21 protein-coding genes are annotated in these 26,652 nt (G+C 73.7%); 14 read left to right on the forward strand and 7 right to left on the reverse strand.

Features of this window, described 5'->3' with window-relative positions; translation table 11 throughout:
• Nucleotides 1-95 precede the first annotated feature (95 nt).
• Together K7396_RS27045 and lgt are read left to right on the forward strand one after the other, a co-directional pair.
• Nucleotides 96-1,040, forward strand: a complete 945-nt coding sequence (locus K7396_RS27045) for a DsbA family protein (RefSeq protein ID WP_086721345.1) — start codon at nucleotides 96-98, stop codon at nucleotides 1,038-1,040.
• Between the two features lie 131 nt (nucleotides 1,041-1,171).
• Nucleotides 1,172-2,281, forward strand: coding sequence for a prolipoprotein diacylglyceryl transferase (gene lgt / locus K7396_RS27050; RefSeq protein ID WP_086721344.1), 1,110 nt, complete (start codon nucleotides 1,172-1,174; stop codon nucleotides 2,279-2,281).
• A 76-nt stretch (nucleotides 2,282-2,357) separates the two neighbouring features.
• On the opposite strand, the gene K7396_RS27055 is transcribed toward lgt, so the two are convergent.
• Complete coding sequence (locus K7396_RS27055) at nucleotides 2,358-3,653, reverse strand: ADP-ribosylglycohydrolase family protein (RefSeq protein ID WP_152105229.1); 1,296 nt, start codon at nucleotides 3,651-3,653, stop codon at nucleotides 2,358-2,360.
• A gap of 440 nt (nucleotides 3,654-4,093) precedes the next feature.
• Between K7396_RS27055 and K7396_RS27060 the strand changes: the two genes are divergently transcribed.
• From K7396_RS27060 to K7396_RS27070, 3 genes are all read left to right on the forward strand, one after another.
• Nucleotides 4,094-4,825: a VIT1/CCC1 transporter family protein gene (locus K7396_RS27060; RefSeq protein WP_152105234.1), complete on the forward strand. Its 732-nt coding sequence runs from the start codon at nucleotides 4,094-4,096 to the stop codon at nucleotides 4,823-4,825.
• 289 nt (nucleotides 4,826-5,114) lie between these two features.
• Nucleotides 5,115-9,737 carry a glutamate synthase large subunit gene (gltB, locus tag K7396_RS27065; RefSeq protein WP_086715589.1) on the forward strand — a complete coding sequence of 1,541 codons (4,623 nt, stop codon included), beginning with the start codon at nucleotides 5,115-5,117 and terminating at the stop codon, nucleotides 9,735-9,737.
• A complete protein-coding gene (locus K7396_RS27070; RefSeq protein ID WP_086715591.1) occupies nucleotides 9,730-11,190 on the forward strand; it encodes a glutamate synthase subunit beta in 1,461 nt (486 codons plus the stop codon). Before gltB ends, K7396_RS27070 begins: the two co-directional genes overlap by 8 nt.
• Nucleotides 11,191-11,329: 139 nt before the next feature.
• Here K7396_RS27070 and K7396_RS27075 read toward each other — a convergent pair whose 3' ends face one another.
• On the reverse strand, nucleotides 11,330-11,917 hold the full coding sequence (locus K7396_RS27075) for a hypothetical protein (RefSeq protein WP_152105228.1): 588 nt from the start codon (nucleotides 11,915-11,917) through the stop codon (nucleotides 11,330-11,332).
• A gap of 67 nt (nucleotides 11,918-11,984) precedes the next feature.
• On the opposite strand from K7396_RS27075, the gene K7396_RS27080 reads away from it, so the two are divergent.
• A complete protein-coding gene (locus K7396_RS27080) occupies nucleotides 11,985-12,746 on the forward strand; it encodes a winged helix-turn-helix domain-containing protein (protein ID WP_086719743.1) in 762 nt (253 codons plus the stop codon).
• Nucleotides 12,747-12,825: 79 nt separating this feature from the next.
• Here the strand turns inward: K7396_RS27080 and K7396_RS27085 are convergent, their stop codons facing one another.
• Complete coding sequence (locus tag K7396_RS27085) at nucleotides 12,826-13,404, reverse strand: MarR family winged helix-turn-helix transcriptional regulator (RefSeq protein WP_086719742.1); 579 nt, start codon at nucleotides 13,402-13,404, stop codon at nucleotides 12,826-12,828.
• 68 nt (nucleotides 13,405-13,472) lie between these two features.
• On the opposite strand from K7396_RS27085, the gene K7396_RS27090 reads away from it, so the two are divergent.
• Entirely contained in the window at nucleotides 13,473-14,195 is a 723-nt protein-coding gene (locus K7396_RS27090; protein ID WP_086719741.1) for an SDR family NAD(P)-dependent oxidoreductase, read from the forward strand.
• A 20-nt stretch (nucleotides 14,196-14,215) separates the two neighbouring features.
• Here the strand turns inward: K7396_RS27090 and K7396_RS27095 are convergent, their stop codons facing one another.
• A complete protein-coding gene (locus K7396_RS27095; protein ID WP_086719740.1) occupies nucleotides 14,216-14,692 on the reverse strand; it encodes a PPOX class F420-dependent oxidoreductase in 477 nt (158 codons plus the stop codon).
• Between the two features lie 89 nt (nucleotides 14,693-14,781).
• On the reverse strand, nucleotides 14,782-15,270 hold the full coding sequence (locus K7396_RS27100) for a hypothetical protein (RefSeq protein ID WP_086719739.1): 489 nt from the start codon (nucleotides 15,268-15,270) through the stop codon (nucleotides 14,782-14,784).
• A 161-nt stretch (nucleotides 15,271-15,431) separates the two neighbouring features.
• Here K7396_RS27100 and K7396_RS27105 point away from each other — a divergent pair, with 161 nt between their 5' ends.
• A complete protein-coding gene (locus K7396_RS27105) occupies nucleotides 15,432-16,166 on the forward strand; it encodes an MBL fold metallo-hydrolase (protein ID WP_086719738.1) in 735 nt (244 codons plus the stop codon).
• Nucleotides 16,167-16,303: 137 nt separating this feature from the next.
• On the forward strand, nucleotides 16,304-16,999 hold the full coding sequence (locus tag K7396_RS27110) for an alpha/beta fold hydrolase (protein ID WP_086719737.1): 696 nt from the start codon (nucleotides 16,304-16,306) through the stop codon (nucleotides 16,997-16,999).
• A gap of 63 nt (nucleotides 17,000-17,062) precedes the next feature.
• Here K7396_RS27110 and K7396_RS27115 read toward each other — a convergent pair whose 3' ends face one another.
• Complete coding sequence (locus K7396_RS27115; protein ID WP_086719736.1) at nucleotides 17,063-17,959, reverse strand: RING finger protein; 897 nt, start codon at nucleotides 17,957-17,959, stop codon at nucleotides 17,063-17,065.
• Nucleotides 17,960-18,227: 268 nt separating this feature from the next.
• Between K7396_RS27115 and K7396_RS27120 the strand changes: the two genes are divergently transcribed.
• The 5 genes from K7396_RS27120 to K7396_RS27140 all read left to right on the forward strand — a co-directional run bounded on the left by K7396_RS27120 (nucleotide 18,228) and on the right by K7396_RS27140 (nucleotide 24,764).
• Nucleotides 18,228-19,037 (forward strand): S1 family peptidase, encoded by an 810-nt coding sequence (locus K7396_RS27120; protein WP_086719735.1) that lies wholly within the window; start codon nucleotides 18,228-18,230, stop codon nucleotides 19,035-19,037.
• Between the two features lie 240 nt (nucleotides 19,038-19,277).
• Nucleotides 19,278-19,454 (forward strand): hypothetical protein, encoded by a 177-nt coding sequence (locus tag K7396_RS27125; protein WP_158101169.1) that lies wholly within the window; start codon nucleotides 19,278-19,280, stop codon nucleotides 19,452-19,454.
• 97 nt (nucleotides 19,455-19,551) lie between these two features.
• Nucleotides 19,552-20,232, forward strand: coding sequence for a response regulator (locus K7396_RS27130; RefSeq protein ID WP_086719734.1), 681 nt, complete (start codon nucleotides 19,552-19,554; stop codon nucleotides 20,230-20,232).
• 143 nt (nucleotides 20,233-20,375) lie between these two features.
• Entirely contained in the window at nucleotides 20,376-21,464 is a 1,089-nt protein-coding gene (locus tag K7396_RS27135; RefSeq protein WP_223660428.1) for a sensor histidine kinase, read from the forward strand.
• Nucleotides 21,465-21,683: 219 nt separating this feature from the next.
• A complete protein-coding gene (locus K7396_RS27140) occupies nucleotides 21,684-24,764 on the forward strand; it encodes an endo-alpha-N-acetylgalactosaminidase family protein (RefSeq protein WP_152105227.1) in 3,081 nt (1,026 codons plus the stop codon).
• A gap of 20 nt (nucleotides 24,765-24,784) precedes the next feature.
• Here K7396_RS27140 and K7396_RS27145 read toward each other — a convergent pair whose 3' ends face one another.
• Nucleotides 24,785-26,569 (reverse strand): glycoside hydrolase family 35 protein, encoded by a 1,785-nt coding sequence (locus K7396_RS27145; RefSeq protein WP_223660216.1) that lies wholly within the window; start codon nucleotides 26,567-26,569, stop codon nucleotides 24,785-24,787.
• Nucleotides 26,570-26,652: the final 83 nt, after the last annotated feature.

Raw genomic sequence — 26,652 nt, forward strand, 5'->3', positions numbered from 1 at the left:
CCCGGGCGGCCGGGACCCGGAGGGCTGTCCCTCGATAGGGCGAACATCGGTGCGGAGGGGTGCGGCGGCACCCCTCCGCTTCGTTGTCCAGGGGCGTGAGCCAGAAGAACCATGACGGTAAGAGAACCGCCCGCGAGCGGATGCAGGAACAGCGGGAAAAGGAGCGGGCGCGCGCCCGCCGCCGCCGGCAGGCCGTGGTCGCCGGATCGGTGGTGGCGGTGCTGGCGGTGGCCGGCGGCATCGCCATCTGGGCGACCTCGTCCGGCGGCGGCAAGGGCAGCTCCGACAACGAGACCGCCCGTCCCCGGCAGGCCAGCGGCGGCAGCAGGCCCGCCATCCCGGTCGGTGCGCCGGGCGCCGCCTCCACCCTCACGGTGTGGGAGGACTTCCGCTGCCCGGCCTGCCAGCAGTTCGAGACCGGCTTCCGCCCGGTCGTCCATGAGCTGGAGGACTCCGGCCGGCTCAAGAGCGAATACCACCTCGTGACGATCATCGACGGCAACGCCGGCGGCAAGGGGTCCCTCAACGCCGCCAACGCCGCCCTGTGCGCCCAGGACGCCGGGACGTTCCGCGCGTACCACGACGTCCTCTACTCCCACCAGCCGCCCGAGACGGAGGACAAGTTCGCCGACAAGCAGTACCTCCTCCAACTGGCGGGCAAGGTCAAGGGACTGGTCACCCCCGCCTTCACCACCTGCGTCAACGACGGCAGGTACGACCGCTTCGTGCAGAAGTCCACCGACGCCTTCGCGCGGTCCGGATACCGCGGCACCCCGACGGTCCTGCTCAACGGCAAGGACCTGGCGAAGGAGAAGGGCGGCCGGTTCACCCCGGCGGACCTGAAGAAGATGGTGCTGGACGCCGACAAGGGCAAGCAGCCGGGCGGCAAGAGCGCCTCGCCGCACCCGGGCGCCCCGGCCCGGCACAAGCACGCCGGACCGGACGCCCCGCCCCGGGCCGGCCACTCCGCCCCGGGCCCGGTGCCGAGCGCCGCGCACCAGGGCACGCGGCACGGAGCGGAGGGCGCGCCGGCCTACTAGGGGCCGGTGGACCGGTGGCGCCGCCGTCCTCGCGGACACGCAGCGTCATCGTCCGAGCGCGGCGTCGTTACGCAGCCGTTGCCGGGCGGGTTGCCGCCGACCCCGCCCGGCGCGGTAGCGTCGACCCTGCCATGGACCTCGCATTCATTCCCAGCCCGTCGGTCGGCGTCGTACATCTCGGCCCGATCCCGCTGCGCGGCTACGCATTCTGCATCATCATCGGCGTCTTCGTCGGCGTCTGGCTCGGCAACAAGCGCTGGGTGCAGCGCGGCGGCCGCTCCGGCACCGTCGCCGACATCGCCGTGTGGGCCGTGCCCTTCGGGCTGGTCGGCGGCCGCCTCTACCACGTCATCACGACGTACGAGCCGTACTTCGGCCCGAACGGCCACCCGATCGACGCCTTCAAGGTGTGGGAGGGCGGCCTCGGCATCTGGGGCGCAGTCGCGCTCGGCGCCGTGGGTGCCTGGATCGGCTGCCGCCGCCGCGGCATCCCGCTCCCCGCCTACGCCGACGCGCTGGCGCCGGGCCTGGCCATCGGGCAGGCGATCGGCCGCTGGGGCAACTGGTTCAACCAGGAGCTGTACGGCAAGCCGACCGATGTCCCGTGGGCGCTGAAGATCAGCTCCGACCCGGCCATCGGACGGATCGGCGGCACCTACCACCCGACGTTCCTCTACGAGTGCCTGTGGTGCCTGGGCGTCGCGGCGCTGGTGATCTGGGCGGACAAGCGCTTCCGGCTCGGCCACGGGCGGGCCTTCGCGCTGTACGTCGCCGCCTACTGCGCCGGCCGCGCGTGGATCGAGTACATGCGGGTCGACGAGGCGCACCACATCCTGGGCCTGCGGCTCAACGTCTGGACCGCGCTGATCGTCTTCGTCCTCGCCGTCGGCTACTTCGTGGTCTCCGCCAAGAAGGCACCCGGCCGGGAAGCCGTCGTCGAGCCGGGGGCCCAGCCCGCCGGGGACGAGGACGGCGAGAGCGCCGAGGCCGCCGGGAGCGCCGGTGACGCCGAGGCCCCGGGCGACGAGCCCGCGTCGAAGGCGGCGTCCGGCGACGACGCCACGGAGCCGGACGCCGACGGCGCCGCCGAGGCCGCGAAGGCCGCGGAGCCCGAGAAGGCCGCCGGGACCGAGAAGACCGCCGAGGCCGGGGCCGGTGGCGAGAAGGCCGCGGACGACGCGGACGCCCCGGAGGGGAAGGCCGCCAAGCCCGCGGGCAGCGGCAGCACCAAGAAGTCCTGAGACGGCCACCGGCTGCCCACCGCGCCGGGCGGTCCCGATACGTCGGGGCCGCCCGGCGCCGTGCTGTCGGCGGCCGTCACCGCCCGTCCGCCTCCGTCATCGCCGGGATGGCCGTGATCGCGGTGAAGGCCTGCTCGTGGGTGCGGGCGCGGGCCCGGTCCCGGGTGAAGATCTCGCGGGCGACGGCGGCCAGCGCGGCCCCGGGGGCCTGCAGGTCGAGGCGGCTGGCGCGGGCGACCTCCTCGCTCCACTCGGCCGGCACCGCCGCCGCGCCGCGCAGCGCCCCGACGAGGGCACCGCTCATGGTGGCGATCGAGTCGCAGTCGCGGCCGTAGTTGACCGAGCCGAGGACCGTGGCCCGGAAGTCGCCGCCGCCGACCAGCACCATGCCCAGGGCGATGGGGAGTTCCTCGACGGCGTGCAGCCGGGAGGGGCGCCGGGCACCGAGCGACGGGTTGCGGTAATCCGGGCCCACCGTGTCGAACGGGGCGATCGCCGCCCGCAGCGGCAGCAGCGCCGCCTCGGGGTCGGTGAGGTTCGCCGCGGCCTCGCAGACCGCCTCGATCGCGGCGCGGGTGCCGTCCTTGGCCAGCCGCAGCGCCTGGACGATGACCGAGGACGGGGTGGCGTCCGGCAGGAACGCGGCCGCCACCGCCGCCGCGAACACCCCCGCCGCCTCCCGCCCGTAGGAGGACTGGTGGGCGGCGGAGATGTCCAGCGCCTCGGCGTACGCCCGGTCCGGATTGCCGGCGTTGACGATGCCGACCGGCGCCATGTACATCGCCGCGCCGCAGTTGACGATGTTCCCGACGCCCGCCTCGCGCGGGTCCGCGTGCCCGTAGTGCAGCCGTGCCACGATCCACTTCTCGGCGAGGAAGATCCGCTGCAGCGGCAGCGCCTCGGTCTCCAGCTCCGGGATCCAGCGCGGGGTGCCGATCAGATCCGGGACCAGGTGGTCGGCGATGTCGTAGGCGTCGAGGTGGTCGCGCACCGCCTCGTAGACCCGCACCAGCGCGTGCGTCATCAAGGTGTCGTCGGTGACGTGCCCGTCGCCCTTGTGGTACGGCGCGATCGGGCGGGCGGTGCGCCAGTCGTCGTGGAACGGTCCGACGATGCCGCCGACCCGGCCGCCGTGCCGCTTGACGATCTCCTCCGGCGACCAGCCCTGCACGGGCCCGCCGAGCGCGTCGCCGACGGCGGCGCCGGCCAGGGCGCCGACCGCCCGGTCCTCCAGGGACGGCGGGGCGGCGACGACGGGCGGCACCGGACGCGGGGGCACCGGGGCGGTGACCGGGGCGGCGGCGGTGGCCGGCCCGGCCGGTGCGTCGGCGGGGTGCGGTGCGGCCGGTGTCCGCTCGCTTGCGTGGGTCATGTGCGGGTGAGTCCTTCCACGGTGGGGGAGAGGGCGGCCGGCCCGGCGCCGGGGACGGCTCGGGCGGGGGCCGGGGCGACGGGCCGCCCCGGCGGCATCGGGCCGGAGCGCCGCCCGGGACCGCGGGGCGCCGGCCGGCCGGGGACCGCTGCCCTGTATCCGTGCCACGCGGCGGCCCGGCTCTCCTGTCCCGGGCGGCAGGGTCACCCGGTCGACTCCCTCCGGCGGCGCCCGGCAGTGGCCGGTACGGGACCCGAAAAGGGGGGTGTGACCCGGATCTCATCGCCGACTCCGGGGAAAAGCCGCAGGTCAGCGCGGTAAGTTCGGCCTTCCTTGCTAGCGGTGGAGGGTAATGCCCGCATAACTTCGAGGTGTTGGAGGGGGAAGTGCCGCCATCGGCCCACACCTCGCTGCAGGGAGTAGGTACCGATATGTCCGTCATGGAGATCATGGATGCCGCGGCGCCGACGCACGCCGCGCACCGCGACAACCACACCCACCGCGATGTGAACGGCGGCTGGCTGCGCCCGGCCGTCTTCGGCGCGATGGACGGGCTGGTCTCGAACCTCGCCCTGATGACGGGTGTCGCCGGCGGCGCGCTCTCGCAGCAGACGATCATCATCACCGGCCTGGCGGGTCTGGCCGCCGGCGCCTTCTCGATGGCCGCGGGGGAGTACACCTCGGTCGCCTCGCAGCGCGAGCTGGTGCAGGCCGAGCTGGATGTCGAGCGGACCGAGCTGCGCAAGCACCCGAAGGACGAGCTGGAGGAGCTGGCGGCCCTCTACACCTCGCGCGGAGTCGAGCCGGCGCTCGCCCGGCAGGTCGCGGAGCAGCTGTCCAGGGACCCGGAGCAGGCCCTGGAGATCCATGCCCGCGAGGAGTTGGGAATCGACCCCTCCGACCTTCCTTCTCCCACCGTTGCCGCGGTGTCCTCCTTCGGATCGTTTGCGCTGGGTGCGCTTCTGCCTGTCCTTCCGTATCTGTTGGGGGCGTCCGCGATCTGGCCCGCGGTGCTGCTGGCGCTGGTCGGACTCTTCGCCTGCGGTGCCGTCGTGGCGCGGGTGACGGCGCGTTCCTGGTGGTTCAGCGGGCTGCGGCAGCTGGCCCTCGGCGGCGCGGCCGCGGGTGTGACGTACGCCCTGGGAGCACTCTTCGGAACCGTCGTAGGCTGACGTGTCATACGGGTGACCGCATAATTACCGCGTTACCCAGCGGTTTCGTTTTGTTGACGACCGGGCATAAGGCCCAGGCGTCGCGGGCAACGTCGCTCGCCGAACGCCGCCTTGTGGGACGGCCTGGATTCCGTCCGTGCACTGACTCACCGCCCGTGCGGTGTCCGCATGTTGGAAGCCCCTTTTCGCTTTTTGAGAAGGGAGTCATCCTGTAACCTGCACGAAATTTCGCGGAGGGCCAACGTCGTCCCTCGGCAATGCCTATGCCACGACGACGTTGGGAGAGCCGATGCGTCTCGCGTCCACGCACTCCGCGACCACCAGCAGCGCCAGCGCCGCCGCCTGGTCGCCCATGGACGGCCGCCCTGCCCAGCAGGGCATGTACGACCCGCGCAACGAGCACGACGCCTGTGGCGTCGGCTTTGTGGCCACCCTCACCGGCGAGGCCAGCCACGCACTGGTCGAGCAGGCACTCACCGTCCTGACGAATCTGGAGCACCGCGGTGCCACCGGCTCCGAGCCCGACTCGGGCGACGGCGCCGGCATCCTGCTCCAGGTGCCGGACGCGTTCCTCCGCGAGAACGTCACCTTCGAGCTCCCCGACGCCGGCGCCTACGCCGTCGGCATCGCCTTCCTGCCGTCCGATGCCCAGGAAGCGGCCGACGCCGTCTCGCGCATCGAGACGATCGCCGGCGAAGAGGGCCTGGACGTCATCGGCTGGCGGGTGGTCCCGGTCGCCCCGCAGCTGCTCGGCAACGGCGCCCGCGCCACCATGCCGGCCTTCTCCCAGATCTTCGTCGGCGACGGCAAGAACACCGGTCTGGCGCTGGACCGCAAGGCCTTCGCGCTGCGCAAGCGCGCCGAGCGGGAGGCCGGGGTCTACTTCCCGTCGCTGTCCGCCCGGACGATCGTCTACAAGGGCATGCTGACCACCGGCCAGCTGGAGCCCTTCTTCCCGGACCTGTCCGACCGCCGCTTCGCCACCGCCGTCGCGCTGGTCCACTCGCGGTTCTCCACCAACACCTTCCCGAGCTGGCCGCTCGCCCACCCGTACCGCTTCGTCGCGCACAACGGCGAGATCAACACGGTCAAGGGCAACCGCAACTGGATGCGGGCCCGCGAGTCGCAGCTGGCCACGAAGCTGTTCGGTGAGGGGACCGCAGACAGCACAGAGAACCTGGAGCGGCTGTTCCCGGTCTGCACCCCGGACGCCTCCGACTCCGCCTCCTTCGACGAGGTCCTGGAGCTGCTCCACCTCGGCGGCCGCTCGCTGCCGCACTCCGTGCTGATGATGGTCCCCGAGGCGTGGGAGAACTCCCCCTCCATGGACCCGGCCCGGCGCGCCTTCTACCAGTACCACTCCACGATGATGGAGCCCTGGGACGGCCCGGCCTGCGTCACCTTCACCGACGGCGTCCAGGTCGGCGCGGTCCTCGACCGCAACGGTCTGCGCCCCGGCCGCTACTGGGTCACCGACGACGGCCTGGTCGTGCTCTCCTCCGAGGTCGGCGTCCTGGACATCGACCCCGCCAAGGTCGTCCGCAAGGGACGCCTGCAGCCCGGCCGGATGTTCCTGGTGGACACGGCCGAGGGCCGGATCATCGAGGACGACGAGATCAAGGCCCAGCTCGCCGCCGAGCAGCCCTACCAGGAGTGGCTGGACTCCGGTCTGATCGAGCTGGCCGACCTGCCCGAGCGCGAGCACATCGTGCACACCCACGCCTCGGTCACCCGCCGCCAGCAGACCTTCGGCTACACCGAGGAAGAGCTGCGCGTCATCCTCGCCCCGATGGCCAAGGCCGGCGCCGAGCCCATCGGCTCGATGGGCACCGACTCGCCGATCGCCGCGCTGTCCGAGCGCCCCCGGCTGCTCTTCGACTACTTCACCCAGCTCTTCGCGCAGGTCACCAACCCGCCGCTGGACGCCATCCGCGAGGAGCTCGTCACCTCGCTGATCTCCTCGCTGGGCCCGCAGGGCAACCTCCTGGAGCCCACCGCGGCCTCCTGCCGCAGCGTGACCCTGCCCTTCCCGGTCATCGACAACGACGAGCTGGCCAAGCTCGTCCACATCAACGCCGACGGCGACATGCCCGGCATGAAGGCCGTGACCCTCTCCGGCCTCTACCGCGTCTCCGGCGGCGGCGAGTCGCTGGCCGCCCGGATCGAGGAGATCTGCGCCGAGGCCGACGCCGCCATCGACGACGGCGCCCGGCTGATCGTGCTCTCCGACCGCCACTCCGACGCCGAGCACGCGCCGATCCCGTCGCTGCTGCTCACCGCCGCGGTCCACCACCACCTCATCGGCACCAAGGAGCGCACCCAGGTCGGTCTGCTCGTCGAGGCCGGCGATGTGCGCGAGGTGCACCACGTCGCGCTGCTCATCGGCTTCGGTGCCGCGGCCGTCAACCCGTACCTGGCCATGGAGTCGGTCGAGGACCTGGTCCGCGCCGGCACCTTCCTGCCGGGCATCGAGGCCGAGACCGCCATCAAGAACCTGATCAAGGCGCTCGGCAAGGGCGTCCTGAAGGTCATGTCCAAGATGGGCATCTCCACCGTCGCCTCCTACCGGGGCGCGCAGGTCTTCGAGGCCGTCGGCCTGGACGAGGAGTTCGTCGCCCGGTACTTCCACGGCACCGCCACCAAGATCGGCGGCGCGGGCCTGGACGTCATCGCCAAGGAGGTCGCGGCGCGGCACGCCAAGGCCTACCCGGCCTCCGGCATCGCCGCCACGCACCGCGCGCTGGAGATCGGCGGCGAGTACCAGTGGCGCCGCGAGGGCGAGCCGCACCTCTTCGACCCGGACACCGTCTTCCGGCTCCAGCACTCCACCCGCTCGCGCCGCTACGACATCTTCAAGCAGTACACCGACCGGGTGAACGAGCAGTCCGAGCGGCTGATGACGCTGCGCGGCCTGTTCTCCTTCGCCGCCGACCGCCCCTCGATCCCGATCGAGGAGGTCGAGCCGGCGTCCGAGATCGTCAAGCGCTTCTCCACCGGCGCCATGTCGTACGGCTCCATCTCCCAGGAGGCGCACGAGACCCTCGCCATCGCCATGAACCAGCTGGGCGGCAAGTCCAACACCGGTGAGGGCGGCGAGGACCCCGAGCGGCTCTACGACCCGGCGCGCCGTTCGTCGATCAAGCAGGTCGCCTCCGGCCGCTTCGGCGTGACGTCGGAGTACCTGGTCAATTCCGACGACATCCAGATCAAGATGGCCCAGGGCGCCAAGCCCGGCGAGGGCGGCCAGCTGCCCGGCCACAAGGTCTACCCGTGGGTCGCCAAGACCCGGCACTCCACCCCGGGCGTCGGCCTGATCTCGCCGCCGCCGCACCACGACATCTACTCCATCGAGGATCTGGCCCAGCTGATCCACGACCTCAAGAACGCCAACCCGGCCGCCCGCATCCACGTGAAGCTGGTCTCCGAGGTCGGCGTCGGCACGGTCGCCGCGGGTGTCTCCAAGGCGCACGCGGACGTGGTCCTGATCTCCGGCCACGACGGTGGCACCGGCGCCTCGCCGCTCACCTCGCTCAAGCACGCGGGCGGCCCCTGGGAGCTGGGCCTGGCCGAGACCCAGCAGACGCTGCTGCTCAACGGCCTGCGCGACCGCATCGTGGTGCAGACCGACGGCCAGCTCAAGACCGGCCGCGACGTCGTCATCGCCGCCCTGCTGGGCGCCGAGGAGTTCGGCTTCGCCACCGCACCGCTGGTCGTCTCCGGCTGCGTCATGATGCGGGTGTGCCACCTCGACACCTGCCCGGTCGGCATCGCCACCCAGAACCCGACGCTGCGCGAGCGGTTCAGCGGCAAGGCCGAGTACATCGTCAACTTCTTCCAGTTCATCGCCGAAGAGGTCCGTGAGCTGCTGGCCGAGCTGGGCTTCCGCAGCCTCGACGAGGCCATCGGCCACGCCGAGCTGCTGAACACCTCCCGCGCGGTGGACCACTGGAAGGCGCAGGGCCTGGACCTGGCCCCGCTGCTGCACGTCCCCGAGCTGCCCGAGGGCGCCGTTCGCCACCAGGTCATCGAGCAGGACCACGGCCTGGAGAAGGCGCTCGACAACGAGCTGATCAAGCTCGCCGCCGACGCCCTGGCCGCGGACACCGCCGAGGCCGCCCAGCCGGTGCGCGCGCAGATCGCGATCCGGAACATCAACCGGACCGTCGGCACCATGCTCGGCCACGAGGTCACCAAGAAGTTCGGCGGTGCCGGTCTGCCCGACGACACCATCGACATCACCTTCACCGGCTCGGCCGGCCAGTCCTTCGGCGCGTTCCTGCCGCGCGGCGTCACGCTGCGCCTGGAGGGCGACGCCAACGACTACGTCGGCAAGGGCCTGTCCGGCGGCCGGGTCGTGGTCCGCCCGGACCGCGGCGCCGACCACCTCGCCGAGTACTCCACCATCGCCGGCAACACCCTCGCCTACGGCGCCACCGGCGGCGAGCTGTACCTGCGCGGCCGGGTCGGCGAGCGCTTCTGCGTCCGCAACTCCGGCGCCACGGTCGTCTCCGAGGGCGTCGGCGACCACGGCTGCGAGTACATGACCGGCGGCAACGCGGTCGTGCTGGGCGAGACGGGCCGCAACTTCGCGGCCGGTATGTCCGGCGGCTTCGCCTACGTCATCGACCTCGACAAGGCCAACGTCAACAAGGAGCTCGTCGACGCGGTCAACCCGCTGGACGACGCCGACAAGCAGTGGCTGCACGACGTCGTGCAGCGCCACCAGGAGGAGACCGGCTCGACCGTGGCCGCCAAGCTCCTCGCCGACTGGGATGCCGCGGCCGCGCGCTTCAGCAAGGTCATCCCGCCCACCTACCAGGCAGTGCTCGTCGCCAAGGACGCCGCTGAGCAGGCCGGGCTCTCCGAGTCCGAGACCCACGAGAAGATGATGGAGGCGGCGACCAATGGCTGACCCCAAGGGCTTCCTGAACCACGAGCGCGAGATCGCCAAGACCCGCCCCGTCGAGGAGCGCGTCAAGGACTGGAACGAGGTCTACCAGCCCGGCTCCCTGCTGCCGATCATCAGCAAGCAGGCGTCGCGCTGCATGGACTGCGGCATCCCGTTCTGCCACAACGGCTGCCCGCTCGGGAACCTCATCCCCGAGTGGAACGACTACGCCTACCGCGAGGACTGGACCGAGGCCAGCGAGCGGCTGCACGCGACCAACAACTTCCCGGAGTTCACCGGCCGCCTGTGCCCCGCGCCCTGTGAGGCCGCCTGTGTGCTGGGCATCAACCAGCCGCCGGTGACCATCAAGAACGTCGAGGTCTCCATCATCGACAAGGCGTGGGACAACGGCGACGTGACCCCGCAGCCGCCCGAGCGCCTTTCCGGCAAGACCGTCGCCGTCATCGGCTCCGGTCCGGCCGGCCTGGCCGCCGCCCAGCAGCTGACCCGGGCCGGTCACACCGTCGCCGTCTACGAGCGCGCGGACCGGATCGGCGGCCTCCTCCGCTACGGCATCCCCGAGTTCAAGATGGAGAAGCGGCACATCAACCGCCGCATCGAGCAGATGCGCGCGGAGGGCACCAAGTTCCGTACCGAGGTGGAGATCGGCCGCGACCTCGACGCGAAGAAGCTGCGCAAGCGCTACGACGCCGTCGTCATCGCCGCCGGTGCCACCACCTCCCGCGACCTGCCGGTGCCCGGCCGGGAACTGAACGGCATCCACTTCGCGATGGAGTACCTGCCGCTGGCCAACAAGGTGCAGGAGGGTGACCTGACGGTCGCCCCGATCAGCGCCGAGGGCAAGCACGTCGTCGTCATCGGCGGCGGCGACACCGGCGCGGACTGCGTCGGCACCGCCCACCGCCAGGGCGCCGCCTCGGTCACCCAGCTGGAGATCATGGGCAAGCCGGGCGACGAGCGGAACGCCAACCAGCCCTGGCCGACCTTCCCGATGCTCTACAAGGTCACCTCCGCGCACGAGGAGGGCGGCGAGCGGATCTACTCCGTCTCCACCACCCACTTCGAGGGCGACGAGGACGGCAACGTCCAGTGGCTGCACCTGACCGAGGTGGAGTTCAAGGACGGCCGCCCGGAGCCGAAGCCGGGCACCGAGCGGAAGATCCCGGCCCAGCTGGTCACCCTCGCCATGGGCTTCACCGGCACCGACCGGGAGAACGGCCTGGTCGAGCAGTTCGGCCTGGAACTCGACGAGCGCGGCAACATCGCCCGCGACAAGGAGTTCGCCACCAACGTCCCCGGCGTGTACGTCGCCGGTGACGCGGGCCGCGGCCAGTCGCTGATCGTGTGGGCCATCGCCGAGGGCCGTTCCGCGGCCAAGGGCGTGGACCGCTTCCTGACCGGAGCCAGCGCCCTGCCGGCCCCCATCAAGCCGACGGACCGCGCACTGACCGTGTGATCCGTCCCCCGATGTCCCGTACAACGTCGTACGGAACAACCGCGGCGCCTGTCCCCCTCCCCCGACCGGGAGGGCAGGCGCCGCGGGCCTGTGCCACGGCGCCCGGTCCCGACGGACCAGGAACCGTGGCACAGTCGCGTCACGCGCCGCCGCTCGGGGCCGGGAAGCGCCGCTCCCGCTGCCGCGCCCGCTCTCGCGCGGGCACCGGCACGGCCCGCGGCGGGGGAGTGGCCGACGGCCGGAAGTCGTGCACCGGCGGATGCCAGGACTCCAGCCCGCCGACCGGGCCGCTCACCGGCAGCACCCACCGGGGATCGGCGTGCACCCGCAGCACCTGCGCCTCGATCCGCGTCCACGCCCCGTCGGTGACCGTCCGCCCGCCGACCCGGCGGGCCTCCAACTGCACCGGGCAGTGCGCGAGCCGGGGCGGCCGCACCAGTTCGGACGGTTCCGTCCACGGCGCGTCCGCACACGGCACGGCGCCCGCCCCCTCCTCGGCCGCCGCCCCCTCCTCGGCCGCCGCCCTCTCCGGCGGCAGGTTGAACACCACGTCGGGGCGCACCGCGAGGTTCTGCGCGGTCCGGCCGCGCGACGGCAGCCAGACGCTGACGACCGGCCCCCGCTCCCAGCGGATGCGCAGCTCGACCAGGACGAACGTCCCGTCGTCGTTCTCCGTGGACAGCAGCGCCGGGGCGACCGAACTGCTCTTCTCCAGCGCGACCTTCATGGTCCCGAGGATAGAAGCCGGATGATTCGGTGCTCACCGAAATGTGATCAGAGGTTACTCTGTGTACATGAAACGATGGGACGCCGATCAGGAAAGCGCCGCGGATGCCCCCGATCTGGCCGCCCTCGCGGCGCTGCTCGCGGACCGCACCCGCGCCGCCATCTGCATGGCCCTGCTCGACGGCGGCGCCTGGACAGCCGGTGAACTGGCCGAGTACGCCGCCGTGGCACCGTCCACCACCACCGAGCACCTCAACCTCCTGGTCTCCGGCGGCCTGCTCGCCGAGGAGCGCCGCGGGCGGCGGCGCTACGTACGCCTGGCCGGGCCGGAGGCCGCGGAGACCCTGGAGAACCTCGCCGGCCTCGCCCCCTACCGCCGGGTCCCGGTCCGCTCCCTGGCCGAGGCCAACCACCGCAGGGCCCTGCACCACGCCCGCACCTGCTACGACCACATCGCCGGGGCGCTCGGCGTCGCCATCGCCGAGACGATGACCGAACGCGGCCTGCTGGGGCGGGACGACGGCCCGGTGCTGACGGCGGCGGGTGCCGCCTGGCTGGCCGGCCTCGGCATCGCCGACGCCGCCCCCTCGGCCGCCCACCGCGCCCATGTCCGCACCTGCCTCGACTGGACGGTGCGCCGCCGGCACCTCTCCGGCGCGGTCGGCGCCGCCCTCTACCGGCACGCCCTCGAACACGGCTGGGTCGTCAAGGCCGTCGCCACCCGCATCCTCACCGTCACCGCGGCGGGGCGCACGGCCTTCCGCGACCGGCTCGGGCTGCCCGACGAGGCGCTGTTCCCCTCCCTCGCCCTCGCCCCGCCCCGCGCCTGACCGTCCGCGTCCGGTCGGGGGCGGTCTTCGCCCCGGACCCGGTCCCGGCCCTCGCCCGGCGCCCGCCCCGGCCCGCGTCTCAGTCCTCGCCGACCTGGCTCAGCCGGTCGTCGCCGAGCTTGCGCTGGGTGTCCTGGAGCAGGATCCGCAGCAGGCCGGCGAGCTGCTCCTGCTGCTCCGGAGTGAGCCCGTCGATCAACTCGGCCTCGCGGTACAGCACTTGGTCGACGGTCGCCTCGATCCGCTCGTGGCCGGCCGGGGTCAGCGCGACCAGGACGGTGCGCGGGCGGCCCTCGCCGGGCCGCCGGGTGACCAGCCCCTCGCGCTCCGCGCGGGCCACCCGCTGGGAGACCGCCCCGGCGGTGATCAGGGAGCGGCGGCCGAGTTCACGCGTCGTCAGGGTGTACGGCTCGCCGCTGCGGCGCAGCACACTGAGCAGGTCGAGGGTGGCCGGGTCCATCCCCGCGCGGGCCAGCACCCGCCGCCGGTCGTCGCCCAGCAGCTTCGCCAGCCGCCAGATCGGCGTCACGATGCCGATGGAGGAGACCGGGGTGCCGGGGCGTTCGCGCTCCCAGGCGGCGGCGATCTCGGCGACGGGGTACGCGGAGTCGGCGTCCGGGTGGCCGCGGCCGTCCTCCGCCTCGGGTTCTCTTGCCACGGGCCCTCCCTGGAATGTTATGTTCAGCTCTAAATTTAGACCTGAATGTAATGGACGGAGCTCAGCATATGTCACGCACCATCCTGGTCACCGGCGGCGGAACCGGCATCGGACGCGCCGTCGCCCACCACTTCGCCGGCGCCGGCGACGACGTCATCGTCACCGGCCGGCGCCCCGGCCCCCTCGACGAGACCGCGGCCGGCCGGCGGCGGATCCGCCCCCTGGTGTGCGACCACACCGACCCCGCCGCGCTCACCGTGCTGCTCGCCGGACTCCCCGGCCGGATCGACGTCCTGGTCAACAACGCCGGCGGCAACACCGACCTCGACGCGGACGGCGCCACCGACCTGGCGGCCTACGCCAGGGAATTCCGCGCCAACCTCGACGCGAACCTGCTCAGCGCCGTGCTGACCACCAGGGCGGTGGACGACCGGCTGGCGGCCGGCGGCGCGGTCGTCCACCTGGGGTCGATCGCCGCCGACCACGGCAACGGCGCCTACGGAGCGGCCAAGGCCGGCCTCGCCTCCTGGAACATCGGCCTGTCCCGGACGCTCGGCCCCCGCGACATCACCGCCAACGTCGTCTCGCCCGGCTACATCGCCGACACCGGCTTCTTCCGCGACCGGCTCACCGACGAGCGCCGCGACCAGCTGGTGACCGCATCCGCGGTCGGCCGCGCCGGCTCCCCGGACGACATCGCGGGGACCGTGGCCTTCCTGGCCTCACCGGCGGCCCGGCACGTCACCGGCCAGGTGCTGAACGTCAACGGCGGTACCCGCGGCACCCGTTGACGCCCCGGCCGGTGCGCCGGCTACGCGCCGTCGTCGTCCGCGAGCCGGGCCGGGAAACCGCCGGTCGCGACCGGCCCCCAGCGCAGCGGCGTCACCCGGATCAGCGACTTGCCCTGCCGGCGCATCGCCTCCCGGTACTCGTCCCAGTCCGGGTGCTCGCCGGCGATGTTGCGGTAGTACTCGACGAGCGGCTCGACCGAGTCCGGGGCGTCGATGACCTCGGCCTCGCCGTCGATCTGCACCCACGGGCCGTTCCACTCGTCGGACAGCACGATGACGCTGACCGAGGAGACCCGGCGGGCGTTGCGGACCTTGGCGCGCTCCGGATACGTCGACATCACCAGCCGGCCGGAGTCGTCCACCCCGCAGGTCAGCGGCGAGCCCTGCGGGGTGCCGTCGCCGCGGCGGGTGAGCAGGATCGCGCGGTGACGGGGGCGGACGAACTCCAGCAGCTCGGGCAGCTCGACACGGGTGTTACGGGCGATGGAAGGGCTCATACCGGCGAGCCTAGGGGAGAGGTCCCCCCGGGGCGTGGAGTGCGCGCGCACGCGCAGCGCGCAGCGGACGCGCACCCACCCCTCGCCGGTCAGCCCTTGAGGAGCTGCTTGCCGGTCGCCGCGTCCACGACCTTGCGGCCGTCCAGGGCGCTCTTGAGGTGCACCGTCACCTTGTCGGTGGCCAGTTGCTCGGTGCACATCCCCTTGGCGCTCTTCCGCTTGCCCCAGCCGGTGATCACGACGAGGTCCTTCGACTCGTGGCTGCGCGCACCGAAGCGGACGTCGCAGGCACTGTGCCCGACGGTGACGGTGATCTCCCGGGCCCCCGCCGACTTCGGGCGCGCCGCCTCCACCAGCGGCAGCAGCGCCTGCTGCCGGCCGTGGACCGGGGAGACCTTCGGCCAGTCGTGCACGATCTGATCCGCGCGCCGCTCGAACGCGTCCGGCTTCTTCGGTGGCGCCGCGGGGGCCGCCTTCTGCTGGTTCTGGCCGCAGCCGGACAGGGCGACGGCGCCGGTCGTCGCCAGCGCGAGCACGGCGGTGAGGGTACGGGTGCGGGAGAGGTGGGATCCTCGCATGACATTGCCTCCTTGTGTCACGGATGGGACGTGACAGGCGCAAGTCAGGTTCCGGCCGCTTTTCCGGCCCGGCCGAGGGGCCGGGGGAGCGGCCGCGGCGCCCGGTCCGCCCGCGGCGAAACGGCACGGCGCGACACCGCCTGCCCGCTAGCGTCCGGACCATGGACGCACCCATCGAGATCACGCCCACCGTCTGGCAACTCCCCTTCCCCGTCGGGCACGTGTACGCCGTCGCGCTGCCCGACGACGGTTACGCGCTGGTCGACACCGGCCTGCCCGGCTCGGCCCCCGCGATCCTCGACGCCCTCGCCACACTCGGCGGCCGGCCGGACCGGCTGCGGCAGATCGTGCTCACCCACTACCACCTCGACCACATGGGTTCCGCCGCCGACCTGGCCGACGCCACCGGCGCCCGGGTGCTCGCCGGCGCCCTGGAGGCCCCCTACATCCGTGGCACCGCCCCCGAACCCACGCCCGTCCTGACCCCCGCGGAACGGTCCCTGCACGAAGGGATCACGGCTCGCCTGGAAGCCGTCGGCACCCCGCCGCCGCGCCCCGTCGAGGTCGACACCGTCCTGCACGACGGGGACACCCTCGACGGCTGGGGCGAGCCGGTGCGGGTGCTGCACGTGCCCGGACACACCCCCGGCGGGATCGCCCTGCACCTCCCCGAGAGCCGGCTGCTCTTCCCCGGCGACCTCATCGGCACCGACCCCGACGGCCGCCGCGCGGTCCTCGGGCCGTTCAACGTCGCGCGCGAGCAGGCCGTCGCGTCCTTCCGGCGGCTCGCCGCGATCGACGACGTCGACACCGTGTGCGTCCCGCACGGCGTCCCGCTCCGCACCGGCGCCCGGGACATCCTGGCCGCGGCCACGCCGGACACGGACTGGCGCTGAGCGGTGCCCGGGCGGGGCGCGGCGCGTCCCGCGCGCCTGCCCGCCCGGGTAATCTCGCGCGGGTGCGGCCCGGCCGGAGAGCCCCGGCCGGGGGCATCGGCAGGCGGCGCGCACGGGATGCGAGGAGAGGCACGGGCATGCAGCTGCACACCCACGAATGGGGCACCGGCGAGCGGACCGCGGTGCTGGTCCACGGGCTGATGTCCGATCACCGCACCTGGCACCGCGTCGCTCCGGCGCTGGCCGACCGGGGCTACCGCGTCCTCGCCGTCGACCTGCGCGGCCACGGCCGCAGCCCGCGCGGCGACTACAGCACCGAGCTGTTCGCCGAGGACCTCGTGGAGACCCTGCCCGCCGCCCCCGAGGTCGTCATCGGGCACTCGCTGGGCGGGCTGGCGCTGTCCCTGGCGGTGGAGCGGCTGCAGCCGCGGCGCGCGGTCTACAGCGATCCGGCGTGGTCGTTCCCCCGGTTCCAGGAACCGGTCGACCCGGCCCTGTTCCTCGCGTTCAAGCGGGCCGACCGGGCGATGCTGCGCACCTTCAACCCGCGCTGGAACGACACCGATCTCGACCTCGAACTGGCCACCGTCGCGCAATGGGACACCGCCACCGCCCTCGCGCTGTCCGCCGTGCACCGCGAGGACCATGTGCCCGAGAAGGCGGTCGTCCCGTCGCTGGTGCAGTTCGCGGGGGAGGGCTTCCTCTTCTCCGAACAGGCGGCGGACGAGCTGACCGGCCGCGGCTTCGAGGTCCGGACGGTGCCCGGCGCCGGCCACACCATCCACCGCGACGACTTCGACGGCTTCATGGCGGGGCTGGAGGGGTGGGTCTAGGACCGCACGCCCCCGGGCGGCGGGTCCCGGGGCGCCGCGCCCGGGGGAGCGGCCGCCGCCCCGTCACGTATCGCAGTCCAGCAGCGTCTTGCACAGCCCGCAGCGGGCCTGCAGCCGGCCGCGGACCGGGACGCGGATCCGCTGGTGGCAGGCGGGGCAGCGGAAGGACACCCGCGGCGGCGGGCCGCTCTCGAAGGCGTAGTCGGCGGTGGCCGGCGGCCGGCCGGCGCGCCGCGGGTCCTGGGCGGCCCGGCGGTCCTTGGCGTAGCGCAGCCGGGCCGCCCAGGGCGCGGCGGCGAGCGGGGGCCGGCGCGCGTCCCGGCGGACCCGGGCCGCGCCCGCCGTGTACGCGTCGTACGCCTGCGGGCTGGTGAACCACGGCGACGGGTCCTCGCCGAAGAACCCGGCCCGCTGCGCGAGGACATAGCCGAACTCCTCCGGCGTCAGATAGCCGAGCTTCTGCGAGAACGGGCCGTGCTCGCGGTAGGCATCCAGCAGCAGCCAGCCCGCGCCGAGGTACGCGGCGGCGGTGTCGGTGAGGATCTCGTTGTCGCGGGTGCCGGGGAACGACAGGTCCAGACGGTGCAGATACAGGTGCGTCACCTCATGGGCCAGCGCGGCGCCGATGTCCCTGCGGTGCTTCGCGAAGCGGTCGTTGAGTTCGATGAAGTACTCGGGGCCCGCGGTGAGTTCGACCGCGGCGGCGTGCTCCATCTCCCGGAAGGTGATGACCGTCCTGGCGTCCGGCAGACGCAGCTGCCGGAGCATGGCGCGGGCCACCCGCTGCGCGCCCAGGTGCAGGTCCTCGGTGTCGTCGAAGGCCACGTCGACCGGCAGCACGCTGGTGGCGAAGGTGCTCATCGTGTCGTACGAGAGGCGTTTGAACAGCGCGTGGACGGCCGCGTGCACCGTGTCGAGATGAGGGTATCCGTGCTCGATCTCACTGCCGCCCGTGGTCACCCGGCCACTGTACGGCGGGCCGGGAAGGTCCGGTATGGGCCGTACGGGGCGGGTGGGGCGGGGGAGTTGGCCGGATGCGCACCCTTGTCACTCTGATCGGACACTCCACATAATCACAGGGCGCTCTACGGACTCATCCCCCACTGGGTCCGGACGCCTCACGGCGTGCTGCCGTCCTCCACACTCCCTTTCGCGGCGGCCACGTCCGGCTCCGGTGTTGGCATGGGCTCGTCATCGACGCGCGCAACCCCCCACGAAAGGAAGCCCGTTGCGCAGCTACCGGAAGCCCCTCAGCAGATCCACCGCCCTCGCCGCCGTCGCCCTGGCCGCCTTCAGCCTCCAGCCCGGCTCCGCCTCGGCCGCCCCCGCACCGGCCTCCGCCGGCTCCGTCCACACCCAGGTCGTCGGCGGCACCAAGGCCGGCCAGGGCGAATTCCCGTTCATGGTCCGCCTGTCGATGGGCTGCGGCGGCGCGCTGTACGCCAAGGACATCGTGCTCACCGCGGCGCACTGCGTCGACGGCAGCGGCGACAACACCTCCATCACGGCCACCGCCGGCGTGGCCGACCTGGAGGACTCCGCCGCCGTCAAGGTCAACTCCACCAAGGTCCTGCAGGCGCCCGGCTACAACGGCAAGGGCAAGGACTGGGCGCTCATCAAGCTCGCCAAGCCCGTCGACCAGCCCACCCTGAAGATCGCCGAGAACGACAAGCTCAACAGCGGCGACTTCACCATCGCCGGCTGGGGCGCCGAGAAGGAAGGCGGCTCCCAGCAGCGCTACCTCCTCAAGGCCACCGTGCCGTTCGTCGACGACGCCGCCTGTGAGAAGGCCTACGGCGACCAGCTGACGCCCGGCGACGAGATCTGCGCCGGCAAGCTGGACACCGGCGGTACCGACACCTGCCAGGGTGACTCCGGCGGCCCGATGTTCCGCAAGGACGACGCCGGACAGTGGCTCCAGGTCGGCATCGTCTCCTGGGGCGAGGGCTGCGCACGGCCCGGCAAGCCCGGTGTCTACAGCGAGGTGAGCACCTTCGCCGCGGACATCAAGAAGGCCGCCGGCGAACTGGGCGGCTGACCGCACCACGCACCACGCACCACGCACCACGCACCACCGGGGCCCGGGGGCTTGGCTTCCCGGGCCCTTCGCCGGGACCGGATTCCCCGGCCTCGGTCCGGGCCCTTGGTCCCGGCGCGCCACGGTCTTTGGTCCGTCCGCCCCGGGACCAAGCTCGTTCCCGCGGCCGGGCCTTGTGCCGTCACGGATGACCGGACGGCCTATGGGCGGCCCCCGCCACGGCTTCCTACGGTGAACGGTATGACCACCGAGCACCGCCCCCGCCCCCCGGCACACGACCGCGACCGCCGTACGACGGTCCTCGCCGCACTGCTCCTCGCCGCCTCCGCCGCGACCCTCGCCTATGTGCTGCTCGGCGGCCCCCACGACGCCGTCGAGCTGCCGTCCGACGAGCCCTCGAACGCGGTCCGGGGCTGACCGGCGCGCCCCGGACGGCCGGCCCGCGGCCCGTGAGCACACCGGGCACGGGGGCGGACACGGAGCCGGGACCCCGAGGGCGCCGAGGAGGAACGACATGCCGATCAGTGTGGTGATCGCGGACGACCAGGAAGTGGTCCGGATGGGCTTCCGGATGGTCCTGGAGAGCCAGGACGACATCCGGGTCCTCGCCGACGTCACCGACGGCGAGGCCGCCCTCGACGCCGTCGACCGGCTGCGCCCCGACGTGCTGCTGCTGGACATCCGGATGCCCCGGACCGACGGCCTGGAGGTCACCCGCCGGCTGACCGGGCGCGCCGCCGGCCGCCCCGAGCGCGCGCACACCCCCCGCATCGTCATCGTCACCACCTTCGACCTGGACGAATACGTGCACGCCGCGCTGCACGGCGGTGCCTCGGGCTTTCTCCTCAAGGACGCCAGCCCCGCACTGCTCGTGGAGGCCGTGCGGGCCGCGGCCGCCGGCCACTCGCTGCTGTCGCCCGCGGTCACCGCCCGGCTGCTGCGCGACCTGGCCCCGGCGGGCCGTACCGGCCGGGCGGCCCGCACCCCCTCCGAGCCGCTCACCGACCGCGAACGCGACGTCGTCCAGGCGCTGGCCGGCGGCCGGACCAACGCCGAGATCGCCGGCGCCCTCTACCTGTCGCTGTCGACGGTCAAGTCCCATCTGGCGAACGTGCAGCACAAGCTGGACGCCCGCAACCGGGTCGAGGTCGCCTTCTGGGCCTGGCAGAGCGGCCTGTCCTCCGGCACGTCGTGACCGAGCACGGCGAGGGCACCGGCATCCGGCGCGTCCCGGGCGCCGGACCCGGCCGCGCCCGGCGGGACGCCCCCAGGAGCCGGCCGACGCGGTGGGCCGACGCCCACCCGCGGGAAGCCGTCGCCGCCCGGGCCGCGCCGGCGGTGGCGCTGCTGCTCCTCGTCGGGTTCGAGGCCGTGGCGACGGCCCGCCGGCCCACCGGTCCGCACCTGGTCGTGGTGGCCGCCGGCCTCGTCGTCTGCCTCTGCGCCGTGCCCGCCGCCCGGATCCCGCCGGCCGCCCGCGCCGGCACCGCCGCCGCGGTCTCCCTCAGCGCGTCGGCGGTGCTGATCGCCGGGCAGCACCCGCGGGAGGTGTGGGGCCTGGGCGAGGGCATCGCCCTGCTCGTCCTGCTCACCGCCGTGATCCGCCGCGCCCCCGGCCGCACCGCCGCCGTCCTCGGCCCGCTGCTGGGCCTGGCCTGCGTCCTCGCCCCGCTGCGGGACGTCCGGCCCGGCCTGTTCACCGTCGTCTCCGCCGTGGTCACCGCGGTCGTCGCCGCGTACTCCACGATCCTGCGCCGGCAGGACGCCCGGCGGCTGCGGGAACTCGCCGCCGTCCGGGCCGCCGAGCGCCTGGAACTGGCGCGGGAGCTGCACGACCTGGTCGCCCACCACGTCACCGGCATCGTCGTCCAGGCCCGCGCCGCCCGCTTCGCCGCCCTCGACGGACGGCAGGCCGGACCCACCCTCGAACGCATCGAGGCCTCCGGCAGCGAGGCGCTGGGCGCGATGCGGCGGCTGGTGCGGGTGCTGCGCGAGGACGGGGTACATCCCCAGCCGGTCGCCGGGCTCGCCGAGGTCTGCGCGCTGACCGAGGCGTTCGCCCGTACCGGCCCGCCGGTCGTCCTCTCCCTCGACAAGGGCCTGGCCGAGGCGCTGCCCGACGACGTGGCCGCGGCGGTCTACCGCATCGTGCGCGAGGCGCTGACCAACGTCCGCAAGCACGCGGCGGACGCCACGGCGGTACGGATCGGCCTGCGGTCCGTCCCCTCCGGCGCGGAGCTGCGCATCGCCAACGACGGCGGCAGCCCGGCCCGCCTGGGCGAACAGGCCCGCGGCGGCGGCTTCGGCCTGGCCGGCCTCACCGAGCGGGCCGAGGCGATGGGCGGCCGGCTCCTCGCGGGCCCCGCCGCCGAGGGCGGCTGGGAACTCACCGCCGTACTGCCCCTCGACGACGGCGCGACGGCCTGACGGCGGCACCGGACGGTGGCACCGCGGGGCCCCGGCCACGCCGTTTCCGCGCGGGACCGGCTCTCGGCGTCACGGACCCCCGCGGCCCGCCCGCACCGCCGCCCCGGCCCGCCCACATCTGTCCAACACCTGCCCCTCCTTTGTCCATAGGCGCCCCGCCCGCACGCGCAGCACGCTGTCCGCCGACAGGCAGTGCCGCCACGGAGGAGGACAGCGCGCGTGAACGAACAGACAGCCGCCCCGCACGGGCCCAGCCGCCGACAGGTCGTCGCCGCCACCGCGCTCGCCGGGGCCGCCGGCGCCCTCCCGCTCGGCACCCACCCCGCCACCGCCGCACCCCGTGCCGGCGAGGCACAGCTCCGGTCCGACGCGCTGGAGGTCCGCGTCGACACCGCCTTCCCCCGCGTCGTCTCCTACACCGACCGCGGCACCGGCGCCGTCCTGCACGGCCAGACCGCCCCCGTCACCCAGGTCCTCCTCGACGGCACCGCCCACACCCCCCGCGTCACCCACCACGCCCGCGCCGACCGCGCCACCTACACCCTCGCCTTCGACGGCGGCACCACGATCACCGTCGAGATCGCCGTCCGGGGCCACCGCACGACCTGGCGGGTCACCGGCATCGCCGACACCCCGGCGCTGCCCGTCGGCACCCTGGAGATCCCCGGGCTCGCCCTGCTGAGCGTCCGCAGCGACCAGCCCGGCGCCACCCTGCTGGCCGCCCGGATCGCACTCGACAAGGCCACGAGCGGCGACACCCTGGTGCGGGTCACCGACACCACCCCCGTCGACGCCGCACCCACCGGATGCGCCTACGCCGTCGTCGCCACCGACGCCCTGGCCGCCGCCGTCGAGACCAACACCTGCTACGACACCCCCGCCGGCGCCACCACCTGGGAGAACGGCCGCCTGTGGCGGCAGACCACCAGAGGCGACGGCTTCGTCGAGGCCCGGCTGTCCTGCGGCCAGTGGACCCACCGGGCGGCCGGGCAGCCCCGGGACGCCACCGACCCGCTGCCGTACGCGACCGTCATCGTCACCCGCGACCGCAACGGCGACGGCAGGACCGACTGGCAGGACGCCGCCATCGCCCTGCGCGACATCATGGTCATGCCGCCGGGCGCCGCCGAGCAGCACCTGCGGGTCGTCCCGCACATCCCGTTCAACTTCGCCAGCCAGGCCACCAACCCGTTCCTCGCCACCCTCGACAACGTCAAACGGATCGCCCTGGCCACCGACGGGCTGCGGCAGTTCACCCTCCTCAAGGGCTACCAGTCCGAAGGCCACGACTCCGCCCACCCCGACTACGGCGGCAACTACAACACCCGGGCCGGCGGCCTCGCCGACCTCAACACCCTGCTGCGCGCCGGCAAGAAGTGGAACAGCGACTTCGCGGTGCACGTCAACGCCACCGAGTCCTACCCCGTCGCCCACGCCTTCTCCGAGCAGCTCGTCGACAAGGACGACAAGCAGTGGGACTGGCTCGACCAGTCCTACCGCATCGACGCCCGCCGCGACCTGGTCTCCGGCGACATCGCCCGGCGCTTCGCCCAGCTGCGCGAGGAGACCGACCCCGCGCTCGACACCGTCTACCTCGACGTGTTCCGCGAGTCCGGCTGGAACTCCGACCGGCTGCAGCGCCACCTGCGCGACCAGGGCTGGCGGATCGCCACCGAATGGGGCCACGGCCTGGAACGCTCCGCCCTGTGGTCGCACTGGGCGAACGAGACCGACTACGGCCCCGACACCTCCCGCGGCATCAACTCCCGGCTGATCCGCTTCCTGCGGAACCACCACAAGGACGTCTTCGCCGACAAGTGGCCCACCCTGCTCGGCAACCCCCGGATGGGCAACTTCGAGGGCTGGGTGGGCAAGACCGACTGGAACGCGTTCCACACGATCATCTGGACCGACGCGCTGCCCGCCAAATACCTCCAGGCGTACCCGATCAGGACCTGGGGCCCGCACGAGATCACCTTCGAGGGCCCCACCGCCACCTCCGTCAGCGACGCGGGCGGCACCCGCAAGATCACCACCGACGGCCGGCTGGTCTACGACGACGGCACCTACCTGCTCCCCTGGGAACCCCGCCGGGCCACCGACCCGCACCGGCTCTACCACTACAACCCCCGCGGCGGCACCACCACCTGGACCCTGCCCCGCGGCTGGACGGACACCGCGGCCGTCCACGCCTACCGCCTCACCGACCAGGGCCGCACCGACGAGACCCCGATCCCCGTGAACGGCGGCAGGATCACCCTCACCGCCCGGCCCGGCGTCGCCTACGTCGTCCACCGCACCAAGGCCCCCGCCCCGAAGGACCCCCACTGGGGCGAGGGCACCCCCCTGACCGACCCCGGCTTCCACTCCGGCGACCTCGCCGGCCGGCAGGTCACCGGCCCGGCCGCGGTCCGGCTCAGCGACCGGGGCGACTACGAACTGGTCATCGGCGCGGGCGCCGCCGCCCGCGTCGCCCAGCGCCTCGCCCGCCTCGCCCCCGGCGACTACGCCGCCTCCGTCCAGGTCGAGGTCGGCGCCACCGCGGGCGAGCGACGGCGGGCCGCCCTGGAGATCCGCACCGCCGACGGCGTCACCGCCGCCAACTGGACCGACACCTCCACCGCGGGCAACTACGTAGCCGCCGACCGCAAGTCCGGCACCCGCTTCCAGCGCCTCTTCACGCACTTCACCGTCCCCGAGGGCGGCGGCCCCGTCACCCTGGCCCTGACCGCCGCGGCCGGCCGGGCCCGGGTCCGCTTCGACAACCTCCGCGTCGTACCCGCCAGGACCACCACCCGCGAGGGCACCCTGGTCCACGAGGACTTCGAGCACGTGCCCCAGGGCTGGGGCGTCTTCGCCAAGGGCGACGCGGGCGGCAGCACCGACCCCCGCACCCACCTCGCCCAGCGGCACGCCCCCTTCACCCGGCGCGGCTGGAACGGCAAGGCCGTCGACGACGTCATCGACGGCGCCCAGTCGCTCAAGTCACGCGGCGAGAACACCGGACTCGTCTACCGGACCCTCCCGCACACCGTCCGCTTCACCCCCGGCCGCCGCTACCGCGTCACCCTCCGCTACGAGAACGAGAAAGCCGGCCAGTACGCCTGGGTCACCGCCGTCGACACCCCCGCGCCCCGCGAACTCACCCGCACCCCCCTGCCCGCCGCCGTCCACCCCGCCACCCACACCTACGAGTTCACCGCACCGGACGGCGGCGAGGCATGGGTGGGACTGCGCAAGGTGGCCGACGACGGGACCGCGGAGTTCGTCCTGGACACCTTCGAGGTCCGCGAGATCTGAACCACGGGGCGCACGGAACCTCAGCGCCCGCCCGCGCAGGGATACAGACCGGGCGCCCCCGCCTCGTCCACCGGGGCCGGGGCGCCCTCCCACTCCCACAACAGCAGCTCGTTGGCGCCCTCGCGCAGCACCGGCCCCGGCACATACAGCGTCCGCTGCGGTCCGAGGGCCCAATAGCGCCCCAGACAGAACCCGTTGATCCAGGCGAACCCATGGCTCCACCCCGGCAGCACGAGATCCGCGTCACCCGGCCGCCCGGCCACCGTCACCGACCCCCGGTACAGCCCCGGAGCCCCCGCCGCCTCCGCCACCGCTTCGAACGGCACCCGCGCCAGCGCCCCCGGCTCCTCCATCGCGTCCAGCCGCAGCCCCCGCGACCGGACACCGTGCAGGAACTGCCGCTCGTGCAGCAGCCCGCCCGTGATCCCCTTCGACTCACCCAGCCGCGGGCCGTAGTTGACCCGCCCCAGCGACGCCACCCACACCTCCACCGACGCGGGCCCGGCCACCTCCCCCAGCACGGCGTCCTCGGTGTCCACCACCGGCCCGCGCACCCCGTCGACCCACACCACCGCCCGGTCCCGCAGCCCGAGCACCCGCAGCGGCCGCGCGGCACGCGGCCCCGGCACCTCGACCCGGTAGCGGACCACCCCCCGGTCCACCCCCAGCTCCTCGAACGTCGCCGGCCCGCCCCCCTCGGCCTCCGCACCGCCCAGCGCCCCCATCACGTCCCCGGCACCCGCCCACTCGCCGACCACCGCACGCACCGGCTCCGCCAGCACCGGCAACGGCTCCGGCACCCGCGGCAGCGGCCCGTCCGCCCACTCGGCCAGCACCTCCCGGAACCGCCAGAACTTCTCCGTCGGACGGCCACGCTCATCGACCGGCGCCCCGTAGTCGTACGAGGTGACCGTCGACCGCAGCGCCCCGTCATGGAGCTCACCGGCCCGGTTCGCCCCCGCCCAGCCGCCGAAGTTCGTCCCGCCGTGCGCCAGGTAGATGTTGACCGACGCACCGCACTCCAGGATCTCCCGCAGCGCCGCCGCGGCATCCTCCGGAGCGCGCGGCACCTGGCCCTGCCCCCAGTGCGCGAACCACCCGCACCAGAACTCCATGCACATCAGCGGCCCCCGCGCCTGATGGCGCCGCAGCGCCGCCAGCGCCTCCCGCGCCCCGGAACCGAAATTGACCGTGGCCGGCAGACCCGGCACCGAACCACCGGTCAGCATGTGGTCCTCGGGCCCGTCCGACGTGCACAGCGGCACCCGCACCCCCAGCGCCCGCAACCGCGCCACGAGGTGCGCCAGATACGCGCCGTCGCTGCCGTACGAGCCGTACTCGTTCTCCGCCTGCACCATGATCACCGGGCCGCCGGCCCCGCACTCCCGCGCCACCACCTGCGGCAACAGCCGCGCGAACCAGGCGTCCACGGCCCGCAGAAACGCCGCGTCCCGGGTCCGCACCCGCCGCCCCAACGGCCCGGTCAGCCAGTGCGGCAGCCCGCCGTTCTCCCACTCCGCGCAGATGTACGGACCCGGCCGCACGATCGCCCACAGCCCCGCCGCCCGCACCGCGTCCAGGAACCGCCCCAACGCCTCCGGATCCCGGAACTCGCCCGGCCGCGGCTCGTGCAGATTCCACGGCACATAGGTCTCCACACAGTTCAGGCCCATCGCCCGGAGCATCGCCAGCCGGTGGTCCCACTGCGCCTCGTGCACCCGGAAGTAGTGCAACGCCCCGGACAGCAGCCGCACCGGCCGCCCGTCCACCAAGAAGTCCCGCTCGCCCACCTCGAACCGCGTCACGTCACCCGCCCCTGTGTCGTCTCCCGCGCGCCACCGACCCGGGGGCGCCCGCTCCCCGGCCACCCTCGCCCTCTGGCGGTGTG

Origin of the sequence: Streptomyces angustmyceticus, assembly GCF_019933235.1 — a bacterium.
GTDB lineage: Bacteria > Actinomycetota > Actinomycetes > Streptomycetales > Streptomycetaceae > Streptomyces > Streptomyces angustmyceticus.

Excerpts from the sequence above, each read along its gene's own strand:
- K7396_RS27080 (WP_086719743.1), top strand. The coding sequence starts at position 11,985 with ATGAAACGATGGGACGCCGATCAGGAAAGCGCCGCGGATGCCCCCGAT.
- K7396_RS27090 (WP_086719741.1), top strand. The coding sequence starts at position 13,473 with ATGTCACGCACCATCCTGGTCACCGGCGGCGGAACCGGCATCGGACGC.
- K7396_RS27095 (WP_086719740.1), bottom strand. The coding sequence starts at position 14,692 with ATGAGCCCTTCCATCGCCCGTAACACCCGTGTCGAGCTGCCCGAGCTG.
- K7396_RS27105 (WP_086719738.1), top strand. The coding sequence starts at position 15,432 with ATGGACGCACCCATCGAGATCACGCCCACCGTCTGGCAACTCCCCTTC.
- K7396_RS27070 (WP_086715591.1), top strand. The coding sequence starts at position 9,730 with ATGGCTGACCCCAAGGGCTTCCTGAACCACGAGCGCGAGATCGCCAAG.
- K7396_RS27110 (WP_086719737.1), top strand. The coding sequence starts at position 16,304 with ATGCAGCTGCACACCCACGAATGGGGCACCGGCGAGCGGACCGCGGTG.
- K7396_RS27125 (WP_158101169.1), top strand. The coding sequence starts at position 19,278 with ATGACCACCGAGCACCGCCCCCGCCCCCCGGCACACGACCGCGACCGC.
- gltB (WP_086715589.1), top strand. The coding sequence starts at position 5,115 with ATGCGTCTCGCGTCCACGCACTCCGCGACCACCAGCAGCGCCAGCGCC.
- K7396_RS27075 (WP_152105228.1), bottom strand. The coding sequence starts at position 11,917 with ATGAAGGTCGCGCTGGAGAAGAGCAGTTCGGTCGCCCCGGCGCTGCTG.
- K7396_RS27060 (WP_152105234.1), top strand. The coding sequence starts at position 4,094 with ATGGAGATCATGGATGCCGCGGCGCCGACGCACGCCGCGCACCGCGAC.
- K7396_RS27055 (WP_152105229.1), bottom strand. The coding sequence starts at position 3,653 with ATGACCCACGCAAGCGAGCGGACACCGGCCGCACCGCACCCCGCCGAC.
- K7396_RS27130 (WP_086719734.1), top strand. The coding sequence starts at position 19,552 with ATGCCGATCAGTGTGGTGATCGCGGACGACCAGGAAGTGGTCCGGATG.
- K7396_RS27100 (WP_086719739.1), bottom strand. The coding sequence starts at position 15,270 with ATGCGAGGATCCCACCTCTCCCGCACCCGTACCCTCACCGCCGTGCTC.
- lgt (WP_086721344.1), top strand. The coding sequence starts at position 1,172 with ATGGACCTCGCATTCATTCCCAGCCCGTCGGTCGGCGTCGTACATCTC.